The organism is Erwinia rhapontici, from assembly GCF_020683125.1.
GTDB classification, from domain to species: Bacteria; Pseudomonadota; Gammaproteobacteria; order Enterobacterales; family Enterobacteriaceae; genus Erwinia; species Erwinia rhapontici.
In genome coordinates, this window is sequence record NZ_CP085627.1 from 4634536 (window position 1) to 4658494 (window position 23959).

General features: G+C 56.1%; 11 protein-coding genes. 3 read left to right on the top strand and 8 right to left on the bottom strand.

Annotated elements, in window-relative coordinates:
* Nucleotide 1: 1 nt before the first annotated feature.
* Nucleotides 2–8635 (bottom strand): hemagglutinin repeat-containing protein, encoded by an 8634-nt coding sequence (locus tag LJN55_RS21420; RefSeq protein ID WP_227535247.1) that lies wholly within the window; start codon nucleotides 8633–8635, stop codon nucleotides 2–4.
* A gap of 70 nt (nucleotides 8636–8705) precedes the next feature.
* Nucleotides 8706–10430: a ShlB/FhaC/HecB family hemolysin secretion/activation protein gene (locus LJN55_RS21425; protein ID WP_227535248.1), complete on the bottom strand. Its 1725-nt coding sequence runs from the start codon at nucleotides 10428–10430 to the stop codon at nucleotides 8706–8708.
* A gap of 531 nt (nucleotides 10431–10961) precedes the next feature.
* Between LJN55_RS21425 and LJN55_RS21430 the strand changes: the two genes are divergently transcribed.
* A complete protein-coding gene (locus LJN55_RS21430) occupies nucleotides 10962–12353 on the top strand; it encodes an amino acid permease (protein WP_167864290.1) in 1392 nt (463 codons plus the stop codon).
* A 103-nt stretch (nucleotides 12354–12456) separates the two neighbouring features.
* Here LJN55_RS21430 and ssb1 read toward each other — a convergent pair whose 3' ends face one another.
* Entirely contained in the window at nucleotides 12457–13017 is a 561-nt protein-coding gene (gene ssb1, locus LJN55_RS21435) for a single-stranded DNA-binding protein SSB1 (protein WP_159336743.1), read from the bottom strand.
* Nucleotides 13018–13268: 251 nt separating this feature from the next.
* Here ssb1 and uvrA point away from each other — a divergent pair, with 251 nt between their 5' ends.
* Both uvrA and LJN55_RS21445 read left to right on the top strand, forming a co-directional pair.
* Nucleotides 13269–16097 carry an excinuclease ABC subunit UvrA gene (gene uvrA / locus LJN55_RS21440; RefSeq protein WP_159336742.1) on the top strand — a complete coding sequence of 943 codons (2829 nt, stop codon included), beginning with the start codon at nucleotides 13269–13271 and terminating at the stop codon, nucleotides 16095–16097.
* Nucleotides 16098–16494: 397 nt separating this feature from the next.
* Complete coding sequence (locus tag LJN55_RS21445) at nucleotides 16495–17547, top strand: NAD(P)-dependent alcohol dehydrogenase (protein WP_133846974.1); 1053 nt, start codon at nucleotides 16495–16497, stop codon at nucleotides 17545–17547.
* A gap of 53 nt (nucleotides 17548–17600) precedes the next feature.
* On the opposite strand, the gene LJN55_RS21450 is transcribed toward LJN55_RS21445, so the two are convergent.
* The 5 genes from LJN55_RS21450 to LJN55_RS21470 form a co-directional block, all read right to left on the bottom strand.
* Nucleotides 17601–20426 (bottom strand): autotransporter outer membrane beta-barrel domain-containing protein, encoded by a 2826-nt coding sequence (locus LJN55_RS21450; protein ID WP_407647765.1) that lies wholly within the window; start codon nucleotides 20424–20426, stop codon nucleotides 17601–17603.
* Between the two features lie 555 nt (nucleotides 20427–20981).
* Nucleotides 20982–21299, bottom strand: a complete 318-nt coding sequence (locus tag LJN55_RS21455; protein ID WP_133846972.1) for an MmcQ/YjbR family DNA-binding protein — start codon at nucleotides 21297–21299, stop codon at nucleotides 20982–20984.
* A gap of 2 nt (nucleotides 21300–21301) precedes the next feature.
* Complete coding sequence (locus LJN55_RS21460; protein WP_227535250.1) at nucleotides 21302–21721, bottom strand: secondary thiamine-phosphate synthase enzyme YjbQ; 420 nt, start codon at nucleotides 21719–21721, stop codon at nucleotides 21302–21304.
* A 114-nt stretch (nucleotides 21722–21835) separates the two neighbouring features.
* On the bottom strand, nucleotides 21836–23029 hold the full coding sequence (locus LJN55_RS21465; RefSeq protein WP_227535251.1) for an amino acid aminotransferase: 1194 nt from the start codon (nucleotides 23027–23029) through the stop codon (nucleotides 21836–21838).
* 74 nt (nucleotides 23030–23103) lie between these two features.
* Nucleotides 23104–23721 carry a YitT family protein gene (locus LJN55_RS21470; RefSeq protein ID WP_227535253.1) on the bottom strand — a complete coding sequence of 206 codons (618 nt, stop codon included), beginning with the start codon at nucleotides 23719–23721 and terminating at the stop codon, nucleotides 23104–23106.
* Nucleotides 23722–23959 lie beyond the last annotated feature (238 nt).

Consider the following 23959-nt stretch of genomic DNA (forward strand, 5'->3'; position numbering starts at 1 on the left):
ACTAGTCCTTAATCTTGTTAAGTTCGCTATCATAAGTACCAATTCTCTTACCTTTGCTGTTGAATAACTTCCAGCCATTGGACACATTATGACTATCAACATCAGGGGTAATATAATTTTTTCCGTTGTAAAAAACGGGCTGACCATGCGAATCAAACGGTGCTTTCTGTGGCGGTATTCTCCGATCATAACCTAAATCACCAGCAGCCTTCTGTGCTTCTTTCCCCTTGAGAGCCAGATAAACGAGATCATCTTTACTCGGCCCATCAGGGATCGGAGTGACGATAGTACTTCCACCCGTATCTGGCGCGCCATCGCTGTTACCTGTATGCGTAGCTCCGTTCTGATCGCGCTGGTCTGGCGTGGTAAATGACGTATCCTTTTCACCCTGATGGCCCGGATTGACCAGCTTGCCGCCAGTCAGATCATCCTTAACCGGGATGGTTACATTATTACTTCCTGAACCTTCCGGATGTCGCTGACTTTGAGCAGAAACTATCGCCATCAGCACGCAGGCATCGTTCGCAAGGCATCCGGCGCTCAGTCCATCTTTCACCGCTTTTGTCAGTGCCAGCGCCGCCTGGTCGTTCACGTTGCCCTTGCCAGCCTCAGCCATCGCCGCCGAGTTCAGCGTCTGCTGCGCCAGCATCTGTGACAGCATGCCCACACCGGCCATATTATTGCTGATTTCGTTCTGGCCTGCCTGCGCTCCGGCTATGGCGTCCGCCGTACTGCCTCCGGCCAGACCGCCTGCCAGACCCGCCGCCAGGCTTCCCAGCGCAACCAGCGTTTGCTTTTGATCTTCATTCAACTGACTGACCGGCACGTCACCATACAGTGACTGTTTGATAGCTTCACCCATCAGGGCCGTCGTGGCCGCTCCCGCCGCGCCTGCTGCTGCCGAGTTGCCCTGCGCGGCGGCTATCACTCCCGCTACCGCAGCATGTGCCATTATCCGGCTGGCTTCGTTCGGAGCCGTCTGCTTGATAATTTCCGCTATGTAGGGTGCTGAGGCTCCTGCAATAGCCGCTTTCAGATCCCCGCCCGCCAGGCCCTGCACCGCCGCCGTCGCCGCCTGCAACCCCTGCTGGATGGCGCTGCCCGTGCCCCATTTCTGCTGGGCGGTTTTGTAGCCCGCCGTTTCCGTCAGCGCCTTGTCATAAGCCGCACGCTCTTCCTTCGTCGCTTTATCACCTGGCTGGCGGATGCCCTGTTTTTCAAGCTCTGCCCTGCCCGCCCTCGTCGCCTCTATCTGCCCCTGCGTCCGCGCGATGTCCGCCGCCTGGCTCCCGATTTCTCCTATCAGCTGCGCCTCCTTCAGCCGCCGCTGCTCCTTCTCCTTGTCAAATATCGGGCTCAGCGTCTGGTTCGCGTGCTCCACGTCCCGGCTCAGACCCTCCACGTCCTGCCGCTGGGTCGCCGCGTCACGGATGATTATCGTGCCCTCGCTCACCGCCGCCTTCGTCGTCGAACTGTCGCTCCCGCTGCCGTTCATTCCCGCCAGCAGGCCGTTGGCCATGTTCCCCACAAACTGACCGGCCACGCTACCGCCCGAGCTGATGCCCACGCTCTGGTGCTCAACCTGGTACTCAGCCCTGTTCTCAATGTTGCTGAAGCCCAGCGTGCCGGTATCCAGCCTGTTCTTATCCGACGTGGCCGTCGAGCCGATAACCGCCCCGTCCAGCTGGGTATGTTTACCCACGGTGATATCATAGCCGCCGCTGCCCGCAAACACCCCGGTCTGCTCCTGCACCGACTGCCAGCTGCTGTGCATTTTATCCCGGCTGGCGTTAACCGACCCGCTGCCCCCGCTGAAGCTGATGCTGCCCCCGGCGCTCACGCTCTGCTGCTTCGAGTCGTAATAGTCTTCATCCTGCTGGCTGCTCAGCGTCAGGTCACGCCCCACGTCCATCACCACCTTCTCGCCGCTCACCTGGGCACCGTGCAGCGTGGCGTCCCGCCCGCTGGTGATGCTCAGGTTGTTACCCGCGTTCACCGTGGTTTCGCTGTGCGTGGCCCCGTTGCCCGTCTCGCTGCCGCGCCCCTTGTTGACGCTGGCGTTGAGCGACAGCCCGTTGGCACCCTGACCAAAGTTTATCCCGATGCCGACCGACGCGCCGTGGCTCTCGTTCTTCCCGTCCAGGCTCTGCGTGTTCTCCGCCGAGACCAGGTTAACGTCACGCGCTGCGTTCAGGCTTACGTCCTTTCCGGCCTGTAGCTGGCTGCCCGCGATGCTGATATCGCCGCTGTCCGGCCCTTTGCCTTTGCCGGTGGCGGTTATGGTCAGGTTGTCGCCCGCCGTCAGGCTGCTGCCCTGCGACTGGCTGCTTTTCGTGGTCGTCTCGCTTTTCGACGACTGGCTGCCGTAAGAAAGGTTAACCCCCACCACGCTGCCTTCGGAGCCACCCGCTTCGGCCAGGCTGTAGGCCTGCGCCCCCTGCACCCCGGACAGCACCGCTTTCGTTCCCTGGAGTGCCTGCAGGCGTCCGTCGCCCTCTTTCCTTGCCTGCTGCGCGGTGCTGACCGCGGTATTCAGCGCGCTGCCCACCGCCCCGGAGAGGGCCAGGGTGAAGCCACTCTGCTTCGATTCGAAGGTTTCAGTACTGGTGCGTTTATCGTAGCCCGGATCTATCTGCACGCTGTCGCCGGTGATAGCAATATCTTTGCCCGCCACCACATCGGCACCGCCGATATGCGCCCGGTTGCCTGCGGTGATGCTGACATTGCCCTGGCTGCTGCCCACGGTGCTGACGCTCTGGCTCTGCGTGGTGCCGTTCTCATCTATCTGATGACGTGTTGACTGGCTGCCAATGGTAAAGCCGATACCGCCGCTGCCCAGCAGTCCTTTCTTTTTCTTCTCTTCCAGAAGATAGTGCGATTCCGTCTCCGTAGCCGCGACGATATCCACATTGTTGCCGGCGGCAAGAGTGACATCGTTATCAGCAGCGATGGCCGATCCCACTACCGCCAGGTCGCGTCCGGCAGTGATGCTGACGCTTTCCCCGCTGAGCAGCGAGCCCTGTTCAAGCGTTGAACGGTCGTCTTTGACCGTACGGGTGGTTTTTTTCGACAGGAACTTTTTCCTCACACTCCTCTCTTCCGAGAACTGCGATTCGCGGTCGGTGGCGCTGTTAATCACCACGTCCCGTTTCGCCTGCAGCGCAATCGCGCCTTCCTCGCTGTGCAGGGTGCTGCCCGCGACTGCAATATCGCCTTCACGAGCGATTACCGTCACGCCTTTCTCGCCGCTGAAGGTGCTGCCGATGCCACTGTCGCGCACCGTCTCCATCTCACGCTGGATTTTGGTTTTGCCTTCGCGTTTCTTTTCGCTGTCCTGGTCGATGACAACCTGGCGCGCTTCTTTGATGATCACATCCTGCGCGCTCACGCCGATGCTACCTTTCTCGCTGTCCACCTGCGCGCCTTCCACCCGCAGGTTTTTACCGGCCACCAGCGTCACGCCCTGGTCACCGCTCAGGGTGCTGAGCAACAGACGATCTTCCTGACGGGTGTTACGCACCGATGAGGTACTGCTGTTCGCTTTCAGGTGGGTGGTATTGGTGGTGGTTTCTGCCAGCAGTTTTATCTCACCGCCCGCCTGCAGCTGGGTGGTGCCGCCCGCTTTCACCTGGCTGCCCTGCAGAGTCAAGTCCTGCCCGGCATTCAGGTTAAGGTTGCCCCCGGCATTCAGCGAACTGCCCAGCGCCTGCTGCCATTCACCGCTCACCTGTGCCTTACGTGAGCCGACGTCTTCCATACCGGCGCGTGTCCGGTTACCCATCGCCCCGGAAATCACCTCAAGGCTGGCGGTGTGGCTGCTGCGGGCCGCACCAATCTCCAGGCTGTTTTGCGCACTCAGGCTGAGGTTCTGTGTGGCATCCAGCTTCGCCCCCTGCAGTTTCACATCGGTGCCGCTCAGGCTGATGTCACTGGCGCTCATCGAAGCCTGGCGCAGGGCATCCTGAAGGTTGGTGCTTAAGGTCAGGTGAGTGGCCTGTACGTTAATACTGTCAGCACGAATATCGCCGCCCTGGTGCAGGAACTGGTCGGCATCAATCTTCAGCGCCTGGTCAGCCACAAGGTTCCCGGCATTGCTGAGGCTGTTGGCCGAGAGTTGCAGGTTGCCACCGGCGATCAGCGCCCCGTCACCGGACAGGCGCACGGTATTGTTGGCCAGATAGACTTTAGGCACCCAGACCGTCTGCGGGCCTTCTGCGCTATCGACCGTTTCACTCACCAGCCAGACGATGTCCTGTTGTAACGCGGCTATCTGTGCTGGCGTCAGCGCCACGCCAGGCACCAGGTGGAAGTCCTGTGCCACTTTGCTGCCGTTGTTCATCAGGTTCTGATACTGCGCCATGGCATCGTCTCCCTTCTCCGACGGCCGTCCGGTCAGCGCCAGCATCTGCTCACGGACCAGACGCTGCTCGTAGAAGCCATCGCCCAGGCGCTTGATCACCAGCGCCGGATCGTATCCCACCCGGTCGAGCAGGTAATCACTGCTGATAAACTTGCTGCGGCTGGTAAAGCGCTCGTCGGTCACCACCAGGAAAGGGCTGCCTTTAGCGGTATCCTGGCGGAACAGGCCGTTATTGGGAATGGAGGTCGCCACACGATCGAGCTGCTGTTGATTCGCCAGCGCCAGTTCACCTGGCGTCAGCGGCTGGGTGCCGTCCTCGTTGGCCGTCAGCGGGTTACGTTCCCACTCTTCGCGCCCGGCTTGCGCTGCTTTCTCCGCCGCTGCCACGCTGCTGATTTGCGCCTGATTGACTGTGACGTTCTCAATGCTGGCGCCCTGGATCGTCACCGAGCCATTGCCCGTCATAATGGCATCAATGGTGGTCAGCGCGGTGGTCTCATCGCGATTGAAGGTGGGATACCAGTGGTTAGTGTCACGATCGTAGTGGTCGACGATATGTTCCTGGCGGCGTTCGTTAACCGAATAGCCTTTATTGACGATATTTTTCGCGCCTGCAACATTCAGATCCCCGTTCGCGCTGAGGGTGCTGGCATCATTAAGCAGCTGCCCGGCCACACGCAGCACCATATTGCCGCCCGCCAGAATATGCGCACCGACACCCGCAGACACCAGTTTGTCACGGGTTACCGTGCCAGTGACCGTACGCTCACGCAGGTTGTTGTAATCGCTGACGTACGGTGCATCGGCAATATCAAGATGTTTGTTCGGATCCCACTGTTCCAGCCGTCCCTGGTCGTGTTCTCGCCAGACGGTGTTTTGATACGGTGTTGGCACCGTATTCTGGCGATAGCCACGCGTTTCATAGAACGTCATGGCATAGCTGCCATCCGCATTCGGCTTCAGGGCCAGGTAGTTGACCCACAGATTCGTCATCACCCCTTGACTGTTTTTCACCCGCACCTGGGCGCGTTTGGACCCGGCATCGATAGCCAGCAAGGTGCCGTAGCGATTGCTGGCAGCAGCCGCGTCATCCTTAAAGGTGAGCCGCTGGGTGGTTGGCGTCATGGTGTTTTTGTTGCGACCCACATCTGAACCATATGAGCGCCAGTAATAGTTGTAGCGATGCCAGCTGTAGTCACTGCTGGCCGCATTACGGGCGATATTCAACCCTTCGCGCAGGTTGTTCAGGCGTTTGGCCTCCACCGTCACATCACCGTCCGCTTCAATGCTGCTGGCGCGATTTTCAATCAGATCATCACTGCCCAGGAAGAGGCTGCCGCTGCTGTAGAGCAGGCCGCCATCGCGGTTCGTCAGGCGTTCCCCGCTATGCAGATCCAGACGGTCGGTCGCCGCGATTACCGCAGCATTACCGTGGTTGTCGATCACCCGGCCACGCACGGTGATGTTATCGCCGATCAGGGTCGCCGGGTTGTCCAGCGTATACACGTTCAGCGTCATGCTGTCGGCTTCCAGTCGCCCACGGTTAAGCAGCAGGCCGGTCGTCAGGTGCAGCGTTTTACCGACCAGCGATCCCTGATTCGTGAAATCCTGGCTGTTAACGATCAGGCCGCCAGGCAGTAGCCAATCCGTCAGGTTGGTCAGCACGCCCGCCACGGAAAGCGTAACAGTGCCGTTGCTGCTGAGGGTGTCGCCCGCACGGTGAGTGTAATCCTGGCGGACCGCGAGATTCAGATCCTGCTGGCTGAGCAGCGTACCGCCCTGGTTGTTGAGAGTGTGGGTCTGAACGCTTAATGTTGCGCCGCTTTGCACCACGCCGCCCTGATTGATCAGATCGAGCGCGGGAACTCCGGCACTGCGTGCGCCCGGATTGCCGCCCTGGATCGTCAGCGCCTGATTCGCCACAACACGTCCCTGGCGGTTATCCAGCGTCTCCAGCAGTGAAAGGGTGAGCGTTCCTGCACTCTGTACGCTCCCGGCGCGGTTATCCAGCGTACGGGCCGTCACATCGGTGTCCGTGGTGCCCAGCAGCAGCCCGCCGTCACGGTTATTCAACCGATCCGCCTGTACGGTCAGCGCCTGCTGGCTGCTGATTTTTCCCTGATCCTGATTATTCAACTGCGTCGTATGCACGTCCAGCGCCCGCGTTGCAACCAGCTGGCCGCCCTGGTTGTTGACCTCATTGGCCTCAATCGCCAGTGCATCGCCGCTATGAAGCTTGCCCTGCTGATTATTCAACGTGGCAACATGGTACACACCCTTGCTATAGCTGATCAGCGTGCCGTCCGGGTTATCCAGCTGCTGCGCGGTCAGTTCCAGCCCTGCGCCGCTGCTGAACAGCCCCTGGCGGTTATTAATGTGGTTGGCCACAATGCGCTGATCGTCGCTGCTCCTCACCGTGCCGCCCTGATTGTCCAGCGCGTTATTCACCGTCAGATCAAGCTGCTGGTCGCTGAAGATCAGGCCACCGCGGTTGCCCAGGCCGCCCTCGACCACCAGCGTCAGATTACCGTTGCTACCCAGAGCGCCATGGGTGTTATCCAGCAAACCGCTGACCTGCCAGTGCTGCGCCGTGTCGTTGAGTGCCACCAGCCGTCCATTCTGGTTGGTCAGCGTAGCGCTGGTCAGGCTCAACTGCCGGGCTTCAATGCTGCCATCGGTATTATCCAGCTGGCCAGAAAGGGCAAAACGGCTTTCCCCTTCTCCGGTCTGCGACCAGATGCCACGCTGTACGGAGAGACTATCCGCGTTAATATCCCAGCGGCCCGCGCTCACCTGCGCCTGCTGCGCCGCAACGCTCCCTGCGGTGTTAACGATCAGCTCGGCGCTGTCCACTTTGGCATTTTTTAATGCTACGCCTGCCGCCTGCGCACGGATGTCGGCACGGCGGGCAGCCAGCGTACTCTGGCTGAGATCAACCCGTTGCCCGCTGACCTTCACGTCCTTTTTGCTCAACAGCTTGCCGCTGGCCTGGATCTCGCCCTGGCTGGTCAGCGTAAGATCCGCATCCTGCGTCAGGACACTGTTCGCATCACTGCCTGCCAGCAGGTTACCGTTGCTGGTTATACCGCGTTTTGCTTTCAGTGTGACGTCGCCCGCCGCTGCCAGAGTGCCGGACTGTTTCACATCACCTTCGCGGCTGTCGACGGACAGCGTGCCACCGCTGTGCAGTTTGCCGTGGTGTTCAATGCTGTCCCGGGCCGCCAGCTGAATATCCCCGCCCGCTTCGGTCACCGCCTCCTGTTTGCCAGACTGCCAGGTGAGTTTACCTTCGCTGCTCACTGTCAGCGTTTTCTCAGCCTGAATGTGCCCGCCCTGGTTGCGCACGCCGACGCCCGCTTCCGTCCCGATCATGCGAATATGACCGCTGTACATGCCGCCCATCTGTCCCATGTCGATCGCCAGTTCAGGCGCCTTGCCGTCGGTGGCCAGCGCACTCACCGTTTTCGCGTCTGCGCTGATGCGGTTCCGGCCTGCGACCACGTTGAGCCCCTGTTTCGCCCACACGCCCGCATTCACGTCGACTGCACGCGCCAGCACGTCAACGTATTCCGTATCATGCCGGGCATCGCCATTCAGCCCGCCGCCTTCAATACGCACGGTGCCGCGCTCCACCTGATAACCCGCCAGGCTGCCATCGGCGTTCAACTGAGTTTTACCGGTCGTCAGCGTCATGCGCCCGGCGTTGATGGTGCCGCAGCCATTGCAGACGATCCCCGCCGGGTTGGCGACAATGACCTGCGCACGCCCGCCTGCGACTTCAAGGAAGCCGCGCAGTTCGCTGGGGTTGCTGCTGTTCACTTCGTTAAGAATCACCCGCGCCGGGGCTGAATTCAGCTTAAGATTCGGGTTACCCTGGATCATCCCCGCCAGTTGGGTCGAGGTCATCGACGCGGAGTTATTGAGGATCGCCCCGCGTTTATCAACGTCAAACTGGCGGTACTGGTTATGCGATACCCCGGAGCGGTTCGGCGCGGCGATGTTCACCTGTGGCAGTCCGTTCTGCGTGGCGATCACCTGCGGACGCTGGCCCGCAGGTGCCGAGCCGTCGGCAACAATCCCGGCGGCGATCGTCGGCGCGGCAAACAGTGACAGGCCGAGCATCCAGACCACCCGACGTACCGTCACCCACAGACGCGGCGCGCCGATGCCACGGCTCTGGCCGGGCTCACTGCTGCAACTGCGGGCCAGTTCGGACACCACGCGCAGCTCCCCGTGAGTGCGGCTGAAGATAAGGCGATAGCAATGTTTGTTCATAGAAGTCGTCCCTGACAGAGCACTGTCCGTTCACGTCATAGTGCAGCCGCCGCGAGGGCGGATGGCCGCGTTAAATGTCCAGGTTGAGGCTGAAACCTGCCGTCGCACCTGAAGTATGGAATTGTTCGGGTTTTTGCAGCGGTACCCCGGCAAACAGGTCGTAGCTGAGGTGGCTCAATACAGCACCGCGCACGCCGATGGCGCTCCCTGCCAGCTGGTGCCCGGCCAGATAACGGGTACCGGGGCCGTCAACTCGACCGTAGTCCAGCGCGGCATACAGCTCATGGCCGCGTGACAGCACATTCCACGCCAGCTCATTACGCCATATCACCCCTTTCTCACCCGACAGGATCTGCTCACCGTCAAAACCGCGTACCGAGTAACGCCCCGCAATTGCTATGCGATCCTGTGGCGTCAGCGGGTTGGCGCTCCACTGGCCGCGTACGCTGGTGACATAACGCCAGGGTTCGCTGCCCAGGGTAAAGGGTTGGTTCAGGCTGATATCGGCCATGGCAATGCCGGTACGGGCGCTGCCGCTCTGGGTATCCTCTTCGGGTGCCCGCAGCGCATTGAAAGCGCCGGTGCCACGCCGCCAGTTGAGGTTGGCATCCAGCGTGGCGTTGCCAAGATAACTGCGCTGATTCAGCCCCAACTCCCAACCCGCCGTACGGCGGCGCTGCTGTTCGATCTCGACGTCCTCCACTGCGTTAGAGGAGTTTCTGCGCCAGAGGCGCATATTGAGGGTGGTTTTATGCAACTGATTGCGGAACAGCAGGCGCGAGAGCGTCAACTGTACGTTGTCGCTCTTGCCGCTGTAGCTCAACACCTCGTTGACGTTGGCGATATTCTGGTGGTAGGTGTAATTGTTGTAGTTGGCGGCCAGCCCCCAGTAGCCCACAGGCACCGAGTAGTTCAGCGTATGCGAGCGGTTGCCAAAGGGGCCGTGCTGAAACAGATCTTTGCCAATGTTGGCATAGAACAGATCGTTTTGTGCAAAAGGTGCATCCACCGCCAGCGTGGCGGAACCGAGGTAGCGCCCGGTGCTTTTTGAACCGCTGTCGTCCAGCCCCAGGCTGAGGCGAACCGGGCGGCCCTCTTTCCAGTTCACCCGCAGGTCGCTGGTGCCATCCTGCTCACCGGGCAGGATGCTGATATCGGCAGTGGCGCTGGGCACCCGCCGGAAGTTTTCCAACCCCTGCTCAATATCGCGCAGATTCAGCACATCTCCTGAGGATGCCGGTACAGCATTCCACATACGTGCACGCCATGAGACCGGCTCTTCAAACTGCACGCGACCGATGCGTCCGGGCTGGAGCGTCAATGTCAGCACACCTTGGGTCAAATCCTGTTCCTGGGCCATCACCCGGGTGGTGACAAAGCCTTTTGCCAGGATGGCATTCTGCACCTTGTTGATCACCAGCATAATGCCCTGCCCGCCCAGACAACGGCCTTTGGCCCCCTCAGCCGCGTCCAGCGCCCACTGAAAACGGGGTGCGAGATCGCCCTGCAGACGCAGGGAGTGGATCATGAAGCAGGGTTTTTCGTCAACAGGATAGTCAGGGGTCACCGCATCGGGGCGTGCCAGACGGACATCACTGTCCGGCGCATTTTGCTGCTGGAGTGCACGCTCTCGCGCCTGCTGGCGCAGTTGCTCCTGGGCATCCAGCGTTGCGCCCGTACGGGTATCGTTATCAGGGAGTGCTGCCGCGAAGGCGATGGGTGTAGCGGTAATTGCCGCACTCATAAGTAAAGATGTAGCAAATCCCTGCTGAAAGAAACGCAAAAATAAAGTCATGCTAATGTAAGTCCATTTTAAAGGCATGTAACACAATGTAATTTTCGTGCATTATCCATTCAATAAAATGAAAATCAAGCAGGAATGTATCCGTTTTTTATTATTCACACGAAAACGCTTCTGTCTGGATAAGTTAAAATGACTTACCGTTAAAGGTTCAGCTAATTAATAATACAAATGGGTTACTTATATATTTTAGAATTTGGGATAAGTCATTTGAATTAACGGAAAAACCGCGTTCTTAGAAGAGTTATTCAGTAAGAATGCGCAGAGCGACACATCACCCTGCACCTTTATGGTTCACATCCGTCATTAAAGACGCACTCCCTGCTCAATTCGTGCACAAAAGCACCCTAAAAAGCACAACATCGGTGCATAAGACGTGTTGCATGCATAGCCTGTGAGTCGAGCGTAAAAATAATTAGTCTTATTTTTCATTATGTTGAGCATATCGCTCCTTAATAAGCGCTGCCACTGGCCCGGGAATTGCTAATTACCCTGCAACAAATATCAATACGCTGGGGAGCATACATGGATCACAATCAGTCAGAAGGTCAGCTGCACAGGGGATTGAAAAATCGCCATATTCAGCTGATTGCTTTGGGTGGCGCAATCGGTACAGGGCTGTTTCTCGGTATTGCGCAAACCATCAAAATGGCAGGTCCGTCGGTTCTGCTGGGCTATGCGATTGCCGGCATGATTGCCTTCTTTATTATGCGCCAGCTCGGCGAGATGGTGGTTCACGAACCGGTTGCAGGCTCGTTCAGTCATTTTGCCAACACCTACTGGGGCAGCTTTGCCGGTTTCGTCTCCGGCTGGAATTACTGGGTGCTTTACGTGCTGGTCAGTATGGCTGAGCTCACCGCTGTCGGGATTTACGTTCAGTACTGGTGGCCGGACATTCCGACCTGGGTTTCTGCCGGGGTGTTCTTTGTTGCGATCAACCTCATCAACATGACCAGCGTGAAAATCTACGGTGAGGTGGAGTTCTGGTTTTCCATCATCAAAGTCGCGGCGATTGTCGGCATGATAGGCTTTGGCGCCTGGCTGCTTGCCAGCGGTCATGGCGGCCCTGAGGCCAGCGTCGCTAACCTGTGGCAGTACGGCGGGTTTTTCCCTAACGGAATCAGTGGGCTGGTGATGGCGATGGCCGTGATCATGTTCTCTTTCGGTGGGCTTGAGCTGATAGGCATTACCGCCGCCGAAGCCGATGATCCTCAGAAAAGTATTCCGAAGGCTACCAATCAGGTGATTTATCGCATCCTGCTGTTCTATGTGGGGGCGCTGGCGGTGCTGCTGTCACTCTATCCGTGGCAGAAAGTGGTCGAAGGCGGGAGTCCGTTCGTTCTTATTTTCCACGCACTCGACAGCAATCTGGTCGCGACGCTGCTGAATGCCGTGGTGCTGTCTGCTGCGCTGTCCGTTTATAACAGCTGCGTGTTCAGCAACAGCCGTATGCTGTTTGGTTTGGCGAAACAGGGTAACGCTCCGGCGTCATTATTAAAGATTAATCGTCGCGGTATTCCTTTCAACGCCCTTAGCGTTTCGGCGCTGGTGACCGCCCTTTGCGTACTGCTTAATTACCTGATGCCGGGCAAAGCCTTCGAGCTGCTGATGTCACTGGTGGTTTCTGCGCTGGTGATCAACTGGGCGATGATCAGTATCACCCATCTGAAATTCCGCAGCGCCATGCGAGTTGCCGGGCAGAAAACCCGCTTCGCCAGCCTGGGCTATCCCCTGACCAATATTCTGTGCCTGCTGTTCCTGGCCGGTATTCTGGTGATTATGTTTATGACGCCGGGCATCGCGATTTCCGTCTGGCTGATCCCCGTCTGGCTGCTGGTGCTGACCGTGAGCTATCAGTTAAGAAAAAAGAAAAACACCGCGCATGTGGGTACGATTGTTGAAACCAATAACCTCTGAGATAGACCGATGAAATGATAACCGAGGCATCTGAAGCTACGGGCATAAAAAAAGAGGCCATCAGGCCTCTTTTTTTGTGCTTTAAACAACATACATTCCGTATTTAGAAAGGAATGTCGTCGTCAAAGTCCATTGGGGGTTCATTGTTGGCAGGCGCACTGTTCTGCTGTGGTGCCTGCTGCGGGCGAGACTGCTGCGCGCCGCCGCTGAACTGGTTGCCGCCCTGTGCGCCGCCCTGTGGCTGCTGTGGCTGGCCCCAACCGTTGTTGCTGCCGCCGCCCTGACCGCCACCTGCTGGTGCGCCGCCGCCCTGAGCACGACCGCCCAGCATCTGCATGGTGCCGCCAACGTTAACCACGACTTCGGTGGTGTACTTCTCAACGCCAGCCTGGTCAGTCCATTTACGGGTCTGCAGTGCGCCTTCGATATAAACCTGAGAACCCTTACGCAGGTATTCACCCGCCACTTCGGCCAGTTTGCCGAACAGCACAACACGGTGCCACTCAGTCTTCTCTTTGGTTTCACCGGTTTGCTTGTCACGCCAGCTTTCGGAGGTGGCCAGAGTAATGTTGGCAACGGCACCGCCATTTGGCATGTAGCGAACTTCCGGGTCCTGACCCAGATTTCCGACTAAAATTACTTTGTTTACGCCTCTGCTGGCCATGTTGCTGTCTCCGGTTAAATGTTCTGACTTAAGTCTAAGCGCAAAATTCTATCATGGCATACCCCCAGATCCTACATTTAGGAGATGCCTCGAAAAACACCGCTGTTCGTTGCAGTATTACATCGCTCTGTATGGCATTCTACGCCAAAACACTGGTTATCCATTCAGGTTTTTTTGTGCCATACTAACGCGTTTCTTTCTGGCCGTGCCGGGCAGGCATGGTGAGGTTTGTGCTAATCCGGGAATTGTGAATGGATAAGATCGAAGTACGGGGTGCCCGCACCCACAATTTGAAAAACATTAACCTGACCATCCCGCGCGACAAACTGATCGTCGTTACGGGCCTTTCAGGCTCTGGCAAGTCCTCGCTGGCGTTTGATACGCTGTACGCAGAAGGGCAACGCCGCTATGTCGAGTCGCTATCGGCCTATGCGCGCCAGTTCCTTTCCTTGATGGAAAAACCAGACGTCGACCATATCGAAGGGCTGTCACCGGCGATTTCGATTGAACAAAAATCGACCTCGCACAACCCGCGTTCCACCGTCGGCACCATCACCGAAATTCATGACTATCTGCGCCTGCTGTTTGCTCGCGTGGGTGAGCCTCGTTGCCCGGACCACGATGTCACGCTGGCAGCACAAACCGTCAGTCAGATGGTGGATAATGTGCTGGCGCAGCCTGAAGGCCGCCGTCTGATGCTGCTGGCACCGATCGTGAAAGATCGTAAGGGTGAACACACCAAAACGCTGGAAAACCTGGCAAGCCAGGGCTACATCCGTGCGCGTATCGACGGTGAAGTCTGCGATCTGTCCGATCCGCCGAAGCTGGAACTGCAGAAGAAACACACCATTGAAGTGGTGGTTGACCGCTTTAAGGTGCGTGACGATCTGGCCCAGCGCCTGGCAGAGTCGTTTGAAACTGCGCTCGAACTGTCCGGTGGTAGTGCGGTCGTCGCGGATATGGATGACACCAGCGCCGAAGAACTGCTGTTCTCAGCCAACTTTGCCTGCCCGATTTGTGGCTACAGTATGAATGAGTTGGAACCGCGCCTGTTCTCCTTCAACAACCCGGCCGGGGCTTGCCCGACCTGTGACGGGCTGGGCGTTCAGCAGTATTTTGATCCTGACCGCGTGGTGCAGAACCCTGAGCTGTCACTGGCGGGTGGTGCCATTCGCGGCTGGGATCGCCGTAACTTCTACTATTTCCAGATGCTGCGCTCGCTGGCTGAGCATCTGGAATTTGATATCGAAGCGCCGTTCAGCTCGCTCAGCGACTACAACCGCAAAGTGATCCTGTACGGCTCAGGCAAAGAGAACATCGAATTTAAGTACGTCAACGACCGGGGCGATACCTCGGTGCGCCGCCATCCGTTCGAAGGCGTACTGCACAATATGGAACGCCGCTATAAAGAGACGGAATCGTCCGCGGTGCGCGAAGAACTGGCGAAATATATCAGCAACCGCTCCTGTACCAGCTGCGGCGGTACACGTCTGCGTCGTGAAGCACGCCACGTCTTCCTGGAGAACACCACGCTACCGACCATCTCAGATATGAGCATCGGCCATGCGATGGAGTTTTTCCAGAATATGAAACTCAGCGGCCAGCGCGCGCAAATCGCTGAGAAAGTGCTGAAAGAGATTGGCGACCGCCTGAAGTTCCTGGTGAACGTTGGCCTGAACTATCTGTCGATGTCGCGTTCGGCGGAAACCCTCTCCGGCGGTGAAGCGCAGCGTATCCGTCTTGCCAGCCAGATCGGTGCGGGCCTGGTGGGCGTGATGTACGTGCTGGATGAGCCCTCTATCGGCTTGCATCAGCGTGACAACGAACGTCTGCTGGAAACCCTGGTGCATCTGCGCAATCTGGGCAATACCGTGATTGTGGTTGAGCACGATGAAGATGCCATTCGCGCGGCCGACCATGTGATTGATATCGGCCCCGGTGCCGGGGTGCATGGCGGACAGATCGTCGCAGAAGGGACGGTGGATGACATCATGGCGGTGGAGTCGTCCCTGACCGGGCAGTACCTCAGCGGCAAGCGTGGCATCGCCATCCCGCAACAGCGCGTTAAGGGCGATCCGGCGAAGGTGCTGAAGCTGACCGGCGCCAGCGGTAACAACCTGAAGGACGTCACACTGACACTGCCTGTCGGGCTGTTTACCTGCGTGACCGGCGTGTCCGGCTCCGGGAAATCGACGCTGATCAACGATACTCTGTTCCCGATTGCCCAGCGCCAGTTGAACGGCGCCACTATTGCCGAAGCTGCACCGTACCGTGATATCTCTGGGATGGAGCATTTCGATAAGGTGATCGACATCGATCAAAGCCCTATCGGGCGTACGCCGCGTTCAAACCCGGCCACCTATACCGGGATCTTCACCCCAGTGCGTGAACTGTTTGCCGGGGTGCCGGAGTCACGTACACGCGGCTATACGCCGGGGCGCTTCAGCTTTAACGTGCGCGGTGGGCGCTGTGAAGCCTGTCAGGGTGATGGCGTGATCAAGGTGGAGATGCACTTCCTGCCGGATATCTACGTGCCCTGTGACCAGTGCAAAGGCAAACGCTATAACCGCGAAACACTGGAAGTGAAATACAAGGGTAAGAGCATTCACGAAGTGCTGGAGATGACCATTGAAGAAGCCCGTGAGTTCTTCGATGCCGTTCCTGCGCTGGCGCGTAAGCTGCAAACCCTGATGGATGTCGGCTTGTCCTATATTCGTCTCGGGCAGTCGGCCACCACGCTCTCCGGTGGTGAAGCGCAGCGCGTGAAGCTGGCGCGTGAGCTGTCGAAACGCGGCACAGGTCAGACGCTGTACATCCTTGATGAACCCACCACCGGCCTGCACTTTGCCGATATAGAGCAACTGCTGGAAGTGCTGCACCAGCTGCGCGACCAGGGCAACACCATCGTGGTGATTGAGCACAACCTTGATGTGATCAAAACCGCTGACTGGATTGTTGACCTCGGGCCGGAAGGCGGCAGCGGTGGCGGCGAGATCCTCGTGTCCGGTACGCCGGAAACAGTGGCAGAGTGCGAACGTTCGCACACCGCGCGCTTCCTGAAGCCGCTGTTACAGCGTTAATTATTTGGGCGAGGCATCGGACAATGCATCGGGCGAGGCGTGCCTCGCCCCTACGATTACGATTACGATTACGATTACGATTACGATTACGATTACGATTACGGTTTTACGGTTTTACGGTTGTACGGTTGTACGGTTGTACGGTTTTCGTAGGGGTCGGGCATGCCCGACCCGCTATCACGAACGGTATTTTTCTCCGTGGTTTGCTGCATTTTTCTTACAATCGCCACACAATCTTGCAGAAACAGGCAAGACTTAGCGAGTTTTGGATATACCCCCTTCACCATTATCTGACTATGCTTAACCTTCATCATTTTGCGGAGAAGGTGACGCTATTCCACTGCCTGCTCCCACCCTCACGGCCACTGCGCCACATCATCAATAACTGGAGAGACCAATGAATATTACGCATGCTTATGCCGCCCAGGACGCGAAATCGAAACTGGCTCCGTTTGAGTTTCAGCCACGCGAACTGCGTGAACATGATGTGCAGATCGAGGTGTTGTTCTGCGGCGTTTGCCACTCTGACCTACACCAGGCACGCAATGAATGGCGCAACACCATTTTCCCGGTCGTGCCAGGCCATGAGATTGTGGGTCGCGTGACGGCAGTCGGCGCACACGGCCATAAATACAAGGTGGGCGATCTGGTTGGCGTGGGCTGTATGGTCGACAGTTGTCGTACCTGTGACAGCTGTAAAGAGGACCTGGAGCAGTACTGCGAAGAGGGCTTTGTCGGCACCTATAACGGCGAAGACCGCATCAACGGCGATATCACCTTTGGGGGTTACTCCACCCAAGTGGTAGTGCATGAAGACTTCGTACTGCGCGTGCCTGAAAACCTCGACCCGGCCGGTGCCGCGCCACTGCTGTGTGCCGGGATCACCACCTTCTCGCCACTGCACCACTGGGGCGTGGGCCCGGGTAAAAAAGTCGGTATCGTAGGCCTGGGCGGCCTCGGCCATATGGGCGTAAAAATTGCGCATGCCATGGGCGCGCACGTCGTACTGTTCACCACCTCGCCATCTAAAATTGAAGACGGTAAGCGCCTGGGCGCAGATGAAGTCGTGATCTCGAAAGATGCCGACCAGATGGCGCAACATGCCAACAGTTTTGACTTCATTCTTAACACGGTTGCTGCACAGCACGATCTGAACCCGTTTATCACCCTGCTGCGCCGCGATGGCACCATGACGCTGGTCGGTGCGCCGGAACATGATCATCCGTCACCGCAGGTGTTTAATCTGATCTTTAAACGCCGCAGCATTGCGGGTTCACTGATTGGCGGGATTAAAGAGACTCAGGAGATGCTGGATTTCTGCGGTAAGCACAACATCACCTCCGATATTGAGATGATCAATATTAATCAGATCAACGAAGCCTATGAGCGTATGCTGAAAAGCGATGTGAAGTACCGTTTCGTGATTGATATCGATACATTGCGCGCGTAACCAGAAGACAAAGCGGGCGGCCCTGTTCAGGGCCGCCCGCTTAATGTTGACGATTAGAAATTGTATTTCACGCCAACCATTGCGGCATTATCGTTGTAACCCGCATCGCCCATCTGCACGCCAATGTTCCCCCACAGATTCAGACGTGGGTTCACTTTCCCTTCCAGCCCGACTTTCACTTCGGCCAGGTTGGTTGCGCCATTCTGGCTGACGCGAACATCATCCATTTTGGTCGCAAAGTTGCGTGTGTTATGCAGCCAGTTTACCTGAAGGAAAGGCTGAAACTCTCGCTGCTTATTGTTATCAACAGCACTGTGACCTTTCAGATAGGTTTTCACCCCCAGACGCGTCAGCAGGTTGCCGTCGCCCTCACCTTTCACCTTCGTGCCATTCGCTTCCTCAACGTTATTTGCCTTTACACCCATCCACACAACCTGGGCCTGAGGTTGAATAAACCATTCATTGAGTGATCCCTGGCTACCCGAGAACTGGCCGAGTTTCCAGGTGTAGCCGCCTTCCAGTGAGGCTGAAACCCCATGGGATTTATAGGTTTCGGTCGCCAGGTTTTCACCTTTAACGTCGTTATCAAACCAGCCATACTGCAGCCAGGTATCCAGGTGCGCACCGGTATGGTTTTCAGCATTGGCATACCAGGTCGCATAACCGCCCACGCTGTAACCATTAACGGAACCTTTTGAACGGTAACCGCTGTGCTGGTTTCGGGTGGTGTTGTGGTTGTCGCCATAGCCAGCCATAACGCCAACATGCCAGCGGTCTAGCCCATCCGTACTCCAGCGGGCAACATCGCCACCGATCTGCGCCACATAGCGATTGCTCTGGGTTTTCAACTGTCCGCTGCCATCGTGCCAAGAATTATGTCCGCCAACCTGGCGTAACCACATGCTGGTGACTTCTTTCTGGCCCGTTAGCGCATCAATGAACTGTGTTTCACCCAACCGGTCATGCAGGGTCAGAAGGAACAGGGTGTTTGCTGCTGCCAGGTTAGCCGTGTAGCTTCCGCCTTCAGGGCGAATAACAGAGGGCTGTCGGGGGTTTTCGTTGTTACCTGCGTTCGGATCAACAGGAGACAACTGGCTCGTCAGATACCAGTTTTCGCCTTTCTGCTCGAGATCGTAATCATAAGCACCGGCGACGATACGATCAGCTTTCTCAAAGGTCCCTGTCGACGTACCTCCCACCTCAACCACTTCAATACCTTCAACGGTCTGCGCGCCCTTGCCGCCAAGGTTATTAATCGCAACGTGGGTTGTGCCTGCCAGTACATCCCCACCAACAATTAGCTTATTGGTCTGTGAGCTGTCATCACCCAATACGCTGTTCATCACCAGCAATCCACCGTCACCCGCGTAGTCTCCCGTTACCCTCAATGTGTCAAACTTGCTCTGATCGGAGAAGGTAATCGTACCGTTATTGGTCAGCAGCCCGACATCAGATTCGTTATTCATGTTCCATTCACTGCTGGCATCGATCGACAGCGAGGTCGTTTTGGTCACGGCGCCATTGAGCACAGATGCGGATGACAAATCGACCGCCACGGTATTGCCGATATCACTCACCGTAATATCGCCATTTAAGGTGCTGCCAACGGCATTGAAAGTGACGTTACTGTAGGCATTGTTGGCTTCATTATGTGTCACGGTTAATACCTGCTCATTGCCACCGGTCAGCACGGAGTTTTTCACATTTATCACCGCGCTGGCGGTATCAAACTCAATAGCCTGAGCTTTCAGGGCATCAATAGTGACCGTATCCAGCGAAATAGAACTGTCTCCCGCCCCCAAACCGCCGACATACATCCCACTCGCCTGCTCACCTGTGGTGGAAATATCGCTGTTACGAATATCCAGCGTACTTCCGCTGCTCGATATGCCGTAACTCTGCTTACCAATGGTTTTAATCTGCACATCATCAGCAGTGATTGCTGCGCCTTCGCCAGCCTCAACGGCTGAAGATGAATCACCATACGTGTCAATGGTACTTCTCAGCAGCACACCTTCGGCATCCTGTTGGACATCCAGCGCCACAGAAGCTTCACCACGGGTGGTGATCACCAGATTCTCACCCCGAATGTGATCTTCCGTGTAAAGAGCGTTGCTGCCATCTCCCAGGGTTTCAATCGCGCTGTTAGTCAGAGTCACTGTTCCGTTTTCTGCTTTAACGCCCATGGAGACATCACCTTTGGTGGTGATAGTCACATCATTCAAGGTAGCCGAGGGGTCTAAACCATAGATCCACACGGCAGAGCTTTCCTCCCCTTCGGTTGAAAAACTTCCACCATCGGCGATGACGCTGGCCTCTGAAGTCACCTCTAACGCATAGTTATTCGTGCCCTGAGTACTGGCCGAAACATCATTCAGGGCGAGCGCGCCCGAGGAGGTACTTATCGCGGTGCCTCTGGCAGTGCTAACCGTACCCGTATTAATCTTCGCAGTGGTCCCTTTGAACACCAGCCCCTTCGCAGAATTCTGGCCGGTAATCTGCAGGTTGTTCAATACGGCCTCAGCGCCAGCGCCCAGCATCAGCCCGGTGCTGCCACTACCCGACACGTTGACAATTAAGTCTTGCGCATTAAATTTACCGTTTTGAACCGACACCCCCGAACTTCTCGCCCCCGTACTGTTGAGCGTGACACCGTTTGCCGTCAGATCTCCGCCTTTCGTCACTGCAAGGATGTTTTTACTGAGGGAATCGTTCGAATAGATGTTATTTTCAATGAGGCGCTCCTCATTATTGGTCACCAGAATCTCTGTATCTTCCGCCCAAACAGACATGCAGGGAGCAAAAATTAAAGGCACGACACACATTGGAGTTTTCAGTAAATTCCCAACATTCCATTTTTTATTCAAATCAATATCCATTATCAATTCCTTTTAAACTAACCGTTAAAAATATAAAATTGCATTGCACCATGCCTTGTATAACAGGCATTGTTATGAAGGCCTTTGTGGTTTACTGCTGCCAACCTGGAATTCGCGTTACACTAATATGTATTAATCTATTAGGGTGAAAAATTGAGAGTTTTAAATAGGCTAACTCCCTTTGCTGTAAGTTTTAACCGCGGTGTTTTATCATATCCATCGTAAAAATGATGTAGGCATTTTTTTGATTTTTTCTTTGAAAGGAATAAGTGACGAACACTGACAACATAAAACCATTACAATCAAAAAGCTAACGAAAAACCACAGACAATAAATATAAAAAAACCAATGACTTTCTTCCTTGCTAAGGTAATTTAACAAGGATAATGGATATTTAATTTGAGATATCTACTTAAATAAAAAATAGCAATACATTAAACTTCGATAATTTGAGTCTGTCTGTCATTCAATATAACGTTGATTTAGCGTAAGCAGACATATTCAGTACAGCAGGATAACGACCAGCACGCACCAGGCGTTCTGGCCGTTTCACCTTTATTTCTGCACCTGCTGATAAGACGCATCCACCAGGTAGTAAATTTGTGAATCTTTCAGTGATCCGTCCAGCAACACGGCGTTCCAGTGTGAGGGATTCAGATGCTCGCAGGGCTGCACATCACTGTGCTGCTCTCGAATAAGATCGGCCAAGGCAGGGGTGCTTTTCAGCGCCACCGCAGGACGTCCACCCACATCGTAGAGCATGGCAAACAGCACTCCTTTGGCTTTGATCTGTGTAGCCTGCCACTCATCGTGTTCACTTTGCTCTGCACCGTTTTTCGCCATGCAGTATGACAACAGCTCAGATATCTTCATGCTTAATCATCCCCCTGTAGGGTTGCCACGATACGTCGGGCACCACCGCAAATCCGGTGTTCACCCAGGTAAATTCCCTGCCATGTCCCCAGCATCAGCCGACCACGGCTGATCGGCAGCAACAGTGAGGTGCCCAGCAGCGAGGACTTAATATGGGCAGGCATATCATCCGCACCTTCATAGTCGTGCTGGTAGGGCGCATTGTCCGGCACCGAACGCAGAAAATGTTGCTCCATATCGGTTCTCACCGTGGGATCGCAGTTTTCGTTCAGCGTCAGGGAAGCAGATGTATGCTGCAACAGCAGATGCAGCAGCCCGGTCTGCACATCACTTAATCGACGTAGTTCACCGAGGATCTCATCCGTTATCAGATGAAAGCCACGCGGTTTTTCGTTCAGAGTGAGCGTTTGCTGATACCACATAGTAGGACTCCTTAACGCAATAGATGCGTTAAGTGTGCAGCAAGTGGCGAAAAGGTAAACCTGAAAAGTGAAAAAGCAGGAATAGCTGGCCGGGAGAGTCCCGGCCAGAAATGATTACATAACAGCAGCCATCGCTTCCGCAACCTGACGCACATTGTTGTGGTTCAGGCCAGCGATGCAGATACGTCCGCTGGCAATCAGGTACACGCCAAACTCATTACGCAGGCGGTCGACCTGTGCTGCGCTCAGGCCGGTGTAGCTGAACATGCCGCGCTGCTTCAGCAAGTAGTCAAAGTTTTTACCCGGGACGGCGAGGGTAAGCCCTTCCACCAGCGCCTGACGCATTTCCAGAATACGCACGCGCATCGCTTCTACTTCTGCCAGCCAGCTGGCTTTCAGCTCAGGGTTATTGAGCACGCAGGAGACGACCTGCGCACCAAAGTTTGGTGGGCTGGAGTAGTTACGGCGCACAGTCGCTTTGAGCTGGCCAAGCACACGAGCGGCTTCATCCGCATCATCACAGACGATGGACAGGCCGCCAACGCGTTCGCCATACAGGGAGAAGATTTTAGAGAATGAGTTACTGACCAGCGCAGGCAGGCCCGCCGCGGCGATAGCGCGGATAGCATAGGCATCGTCTTCCATGCCAGCACCGAAGCCCTGATAGGCGATATCCAGGAACGGGATCAGCTCGCGTGCTTTCAGCACAGCGGTCACTTCATCCCACTGTGCGTTGGTCAGATCAGCCCCGGTTGGGTTATGGCAGCACGGATGCAGCAGCACGATGCTCTGGGCAGGCAACGTGTTCAGTTTTTCCAGCAATGCGGCGAACTTCACGCCATTGCTTTCATTGTCATACCACGGGTATGTATTGACCGTGAACCCGGCACCCGCAAAGATAGCAATGTGGTTTTCCCAGGTCGGATCGCTGACCCAGACCTGTGAATTCGGGAAGTAGTATTTCAGGAAGTCAGCACCGACTTTCAGCGCACCCGATCCCCCCAGTGTCTGAATGGTGGCGATACGCCCCGCTTTCAGTACCGGATGCTCTGCGCCAAACAGCAGTGGCGCAACCGCACTGCGGTAAGGCGGCAAACCTTCCATCGGCAGATAGAGAGAGGCGCTTTGTGGCTGTGCATTCAGCAGGGCTTCCGCCGCAGCAACCGCCTTCATCTGTGGGATCACACCCTGTGCATCGTAATACAGGCCGATGCTCAGGTTCACCTTGTGCGCGCGGTTGTCCTGTTTGAACGTTTCCATCAGGGAGAGAATCGGATCGCCAGCGTAGGCATCAACGTTTTGAAACACGGTGCAAGTCTCCATTAAATAATCAGTCATGTCCTGCAACGCCACGGCGGGCGTTGCGGTAAATTCAGGCAGGGCTAAACGTAATAGCGGCCAGGGCGGTGGTTCATGGCAATAATCAGATTCAGCACTACCGCACCGGCAATAGAGGCCGCCAGCATCTCGCGCGACACCACAAACAGCGAGGCCAGCACCACGCAGGTATCCACCCCCATTTGCAGTTTTCCGGCACGAATACCGTAACGGTCCTGCAACCACAACGCCAGAATATTGATCCCACCCAGGCTGGCCTTATGGCGAAATAACACTATAAACCCAATCCCCATGACCACGTTACCGAACAGTGTCGCATAAAAGGGATCCAGCGCGGAAAAATGGATGAATAACGGGTGCAGGTGGCTAAATGCAGAGACCAGCGCCACGGCAGAGAAGGTTTTCACGGTGAAAGCCCAGCCCATGCGCTTCACGGCCAGCCAGTAAAACGGGATGTTGATCAGGAAAAATGCCAGCCCAAAGGAGGTTTTGCTCAGGTAGCTGATTAGAAAGGCGATACCGGCAGTACTTCCGGTCAGCGCCCCGGCCTGTTTCAACAGCGTGACACCAAAAGAAACCATCAGCGTACCCAGCATGATAGCCAGCACATCTTCCAGCAGCGTATGGGGGATTTTTACAGGTTGTTGCACGACGTTATCCATCGGATTGATTCTCTGGTGATTATTGCTTTATTGATTGCCCAATATGTAGCAAAAATCGCACCAATCCGGCGGCCCTTGAAGCCTCCGGATGGTGCCAGCGAATTAACCCATTGAATACAAGGCGCTTTATTGCTCGTTTTTGTGCATGAAATCGGCATTCATCCATCACATCACGCACTAAAATTCATTTTATCGCACACATCTCGCATTAATGTTCGATTTTATGCACAACCATGGT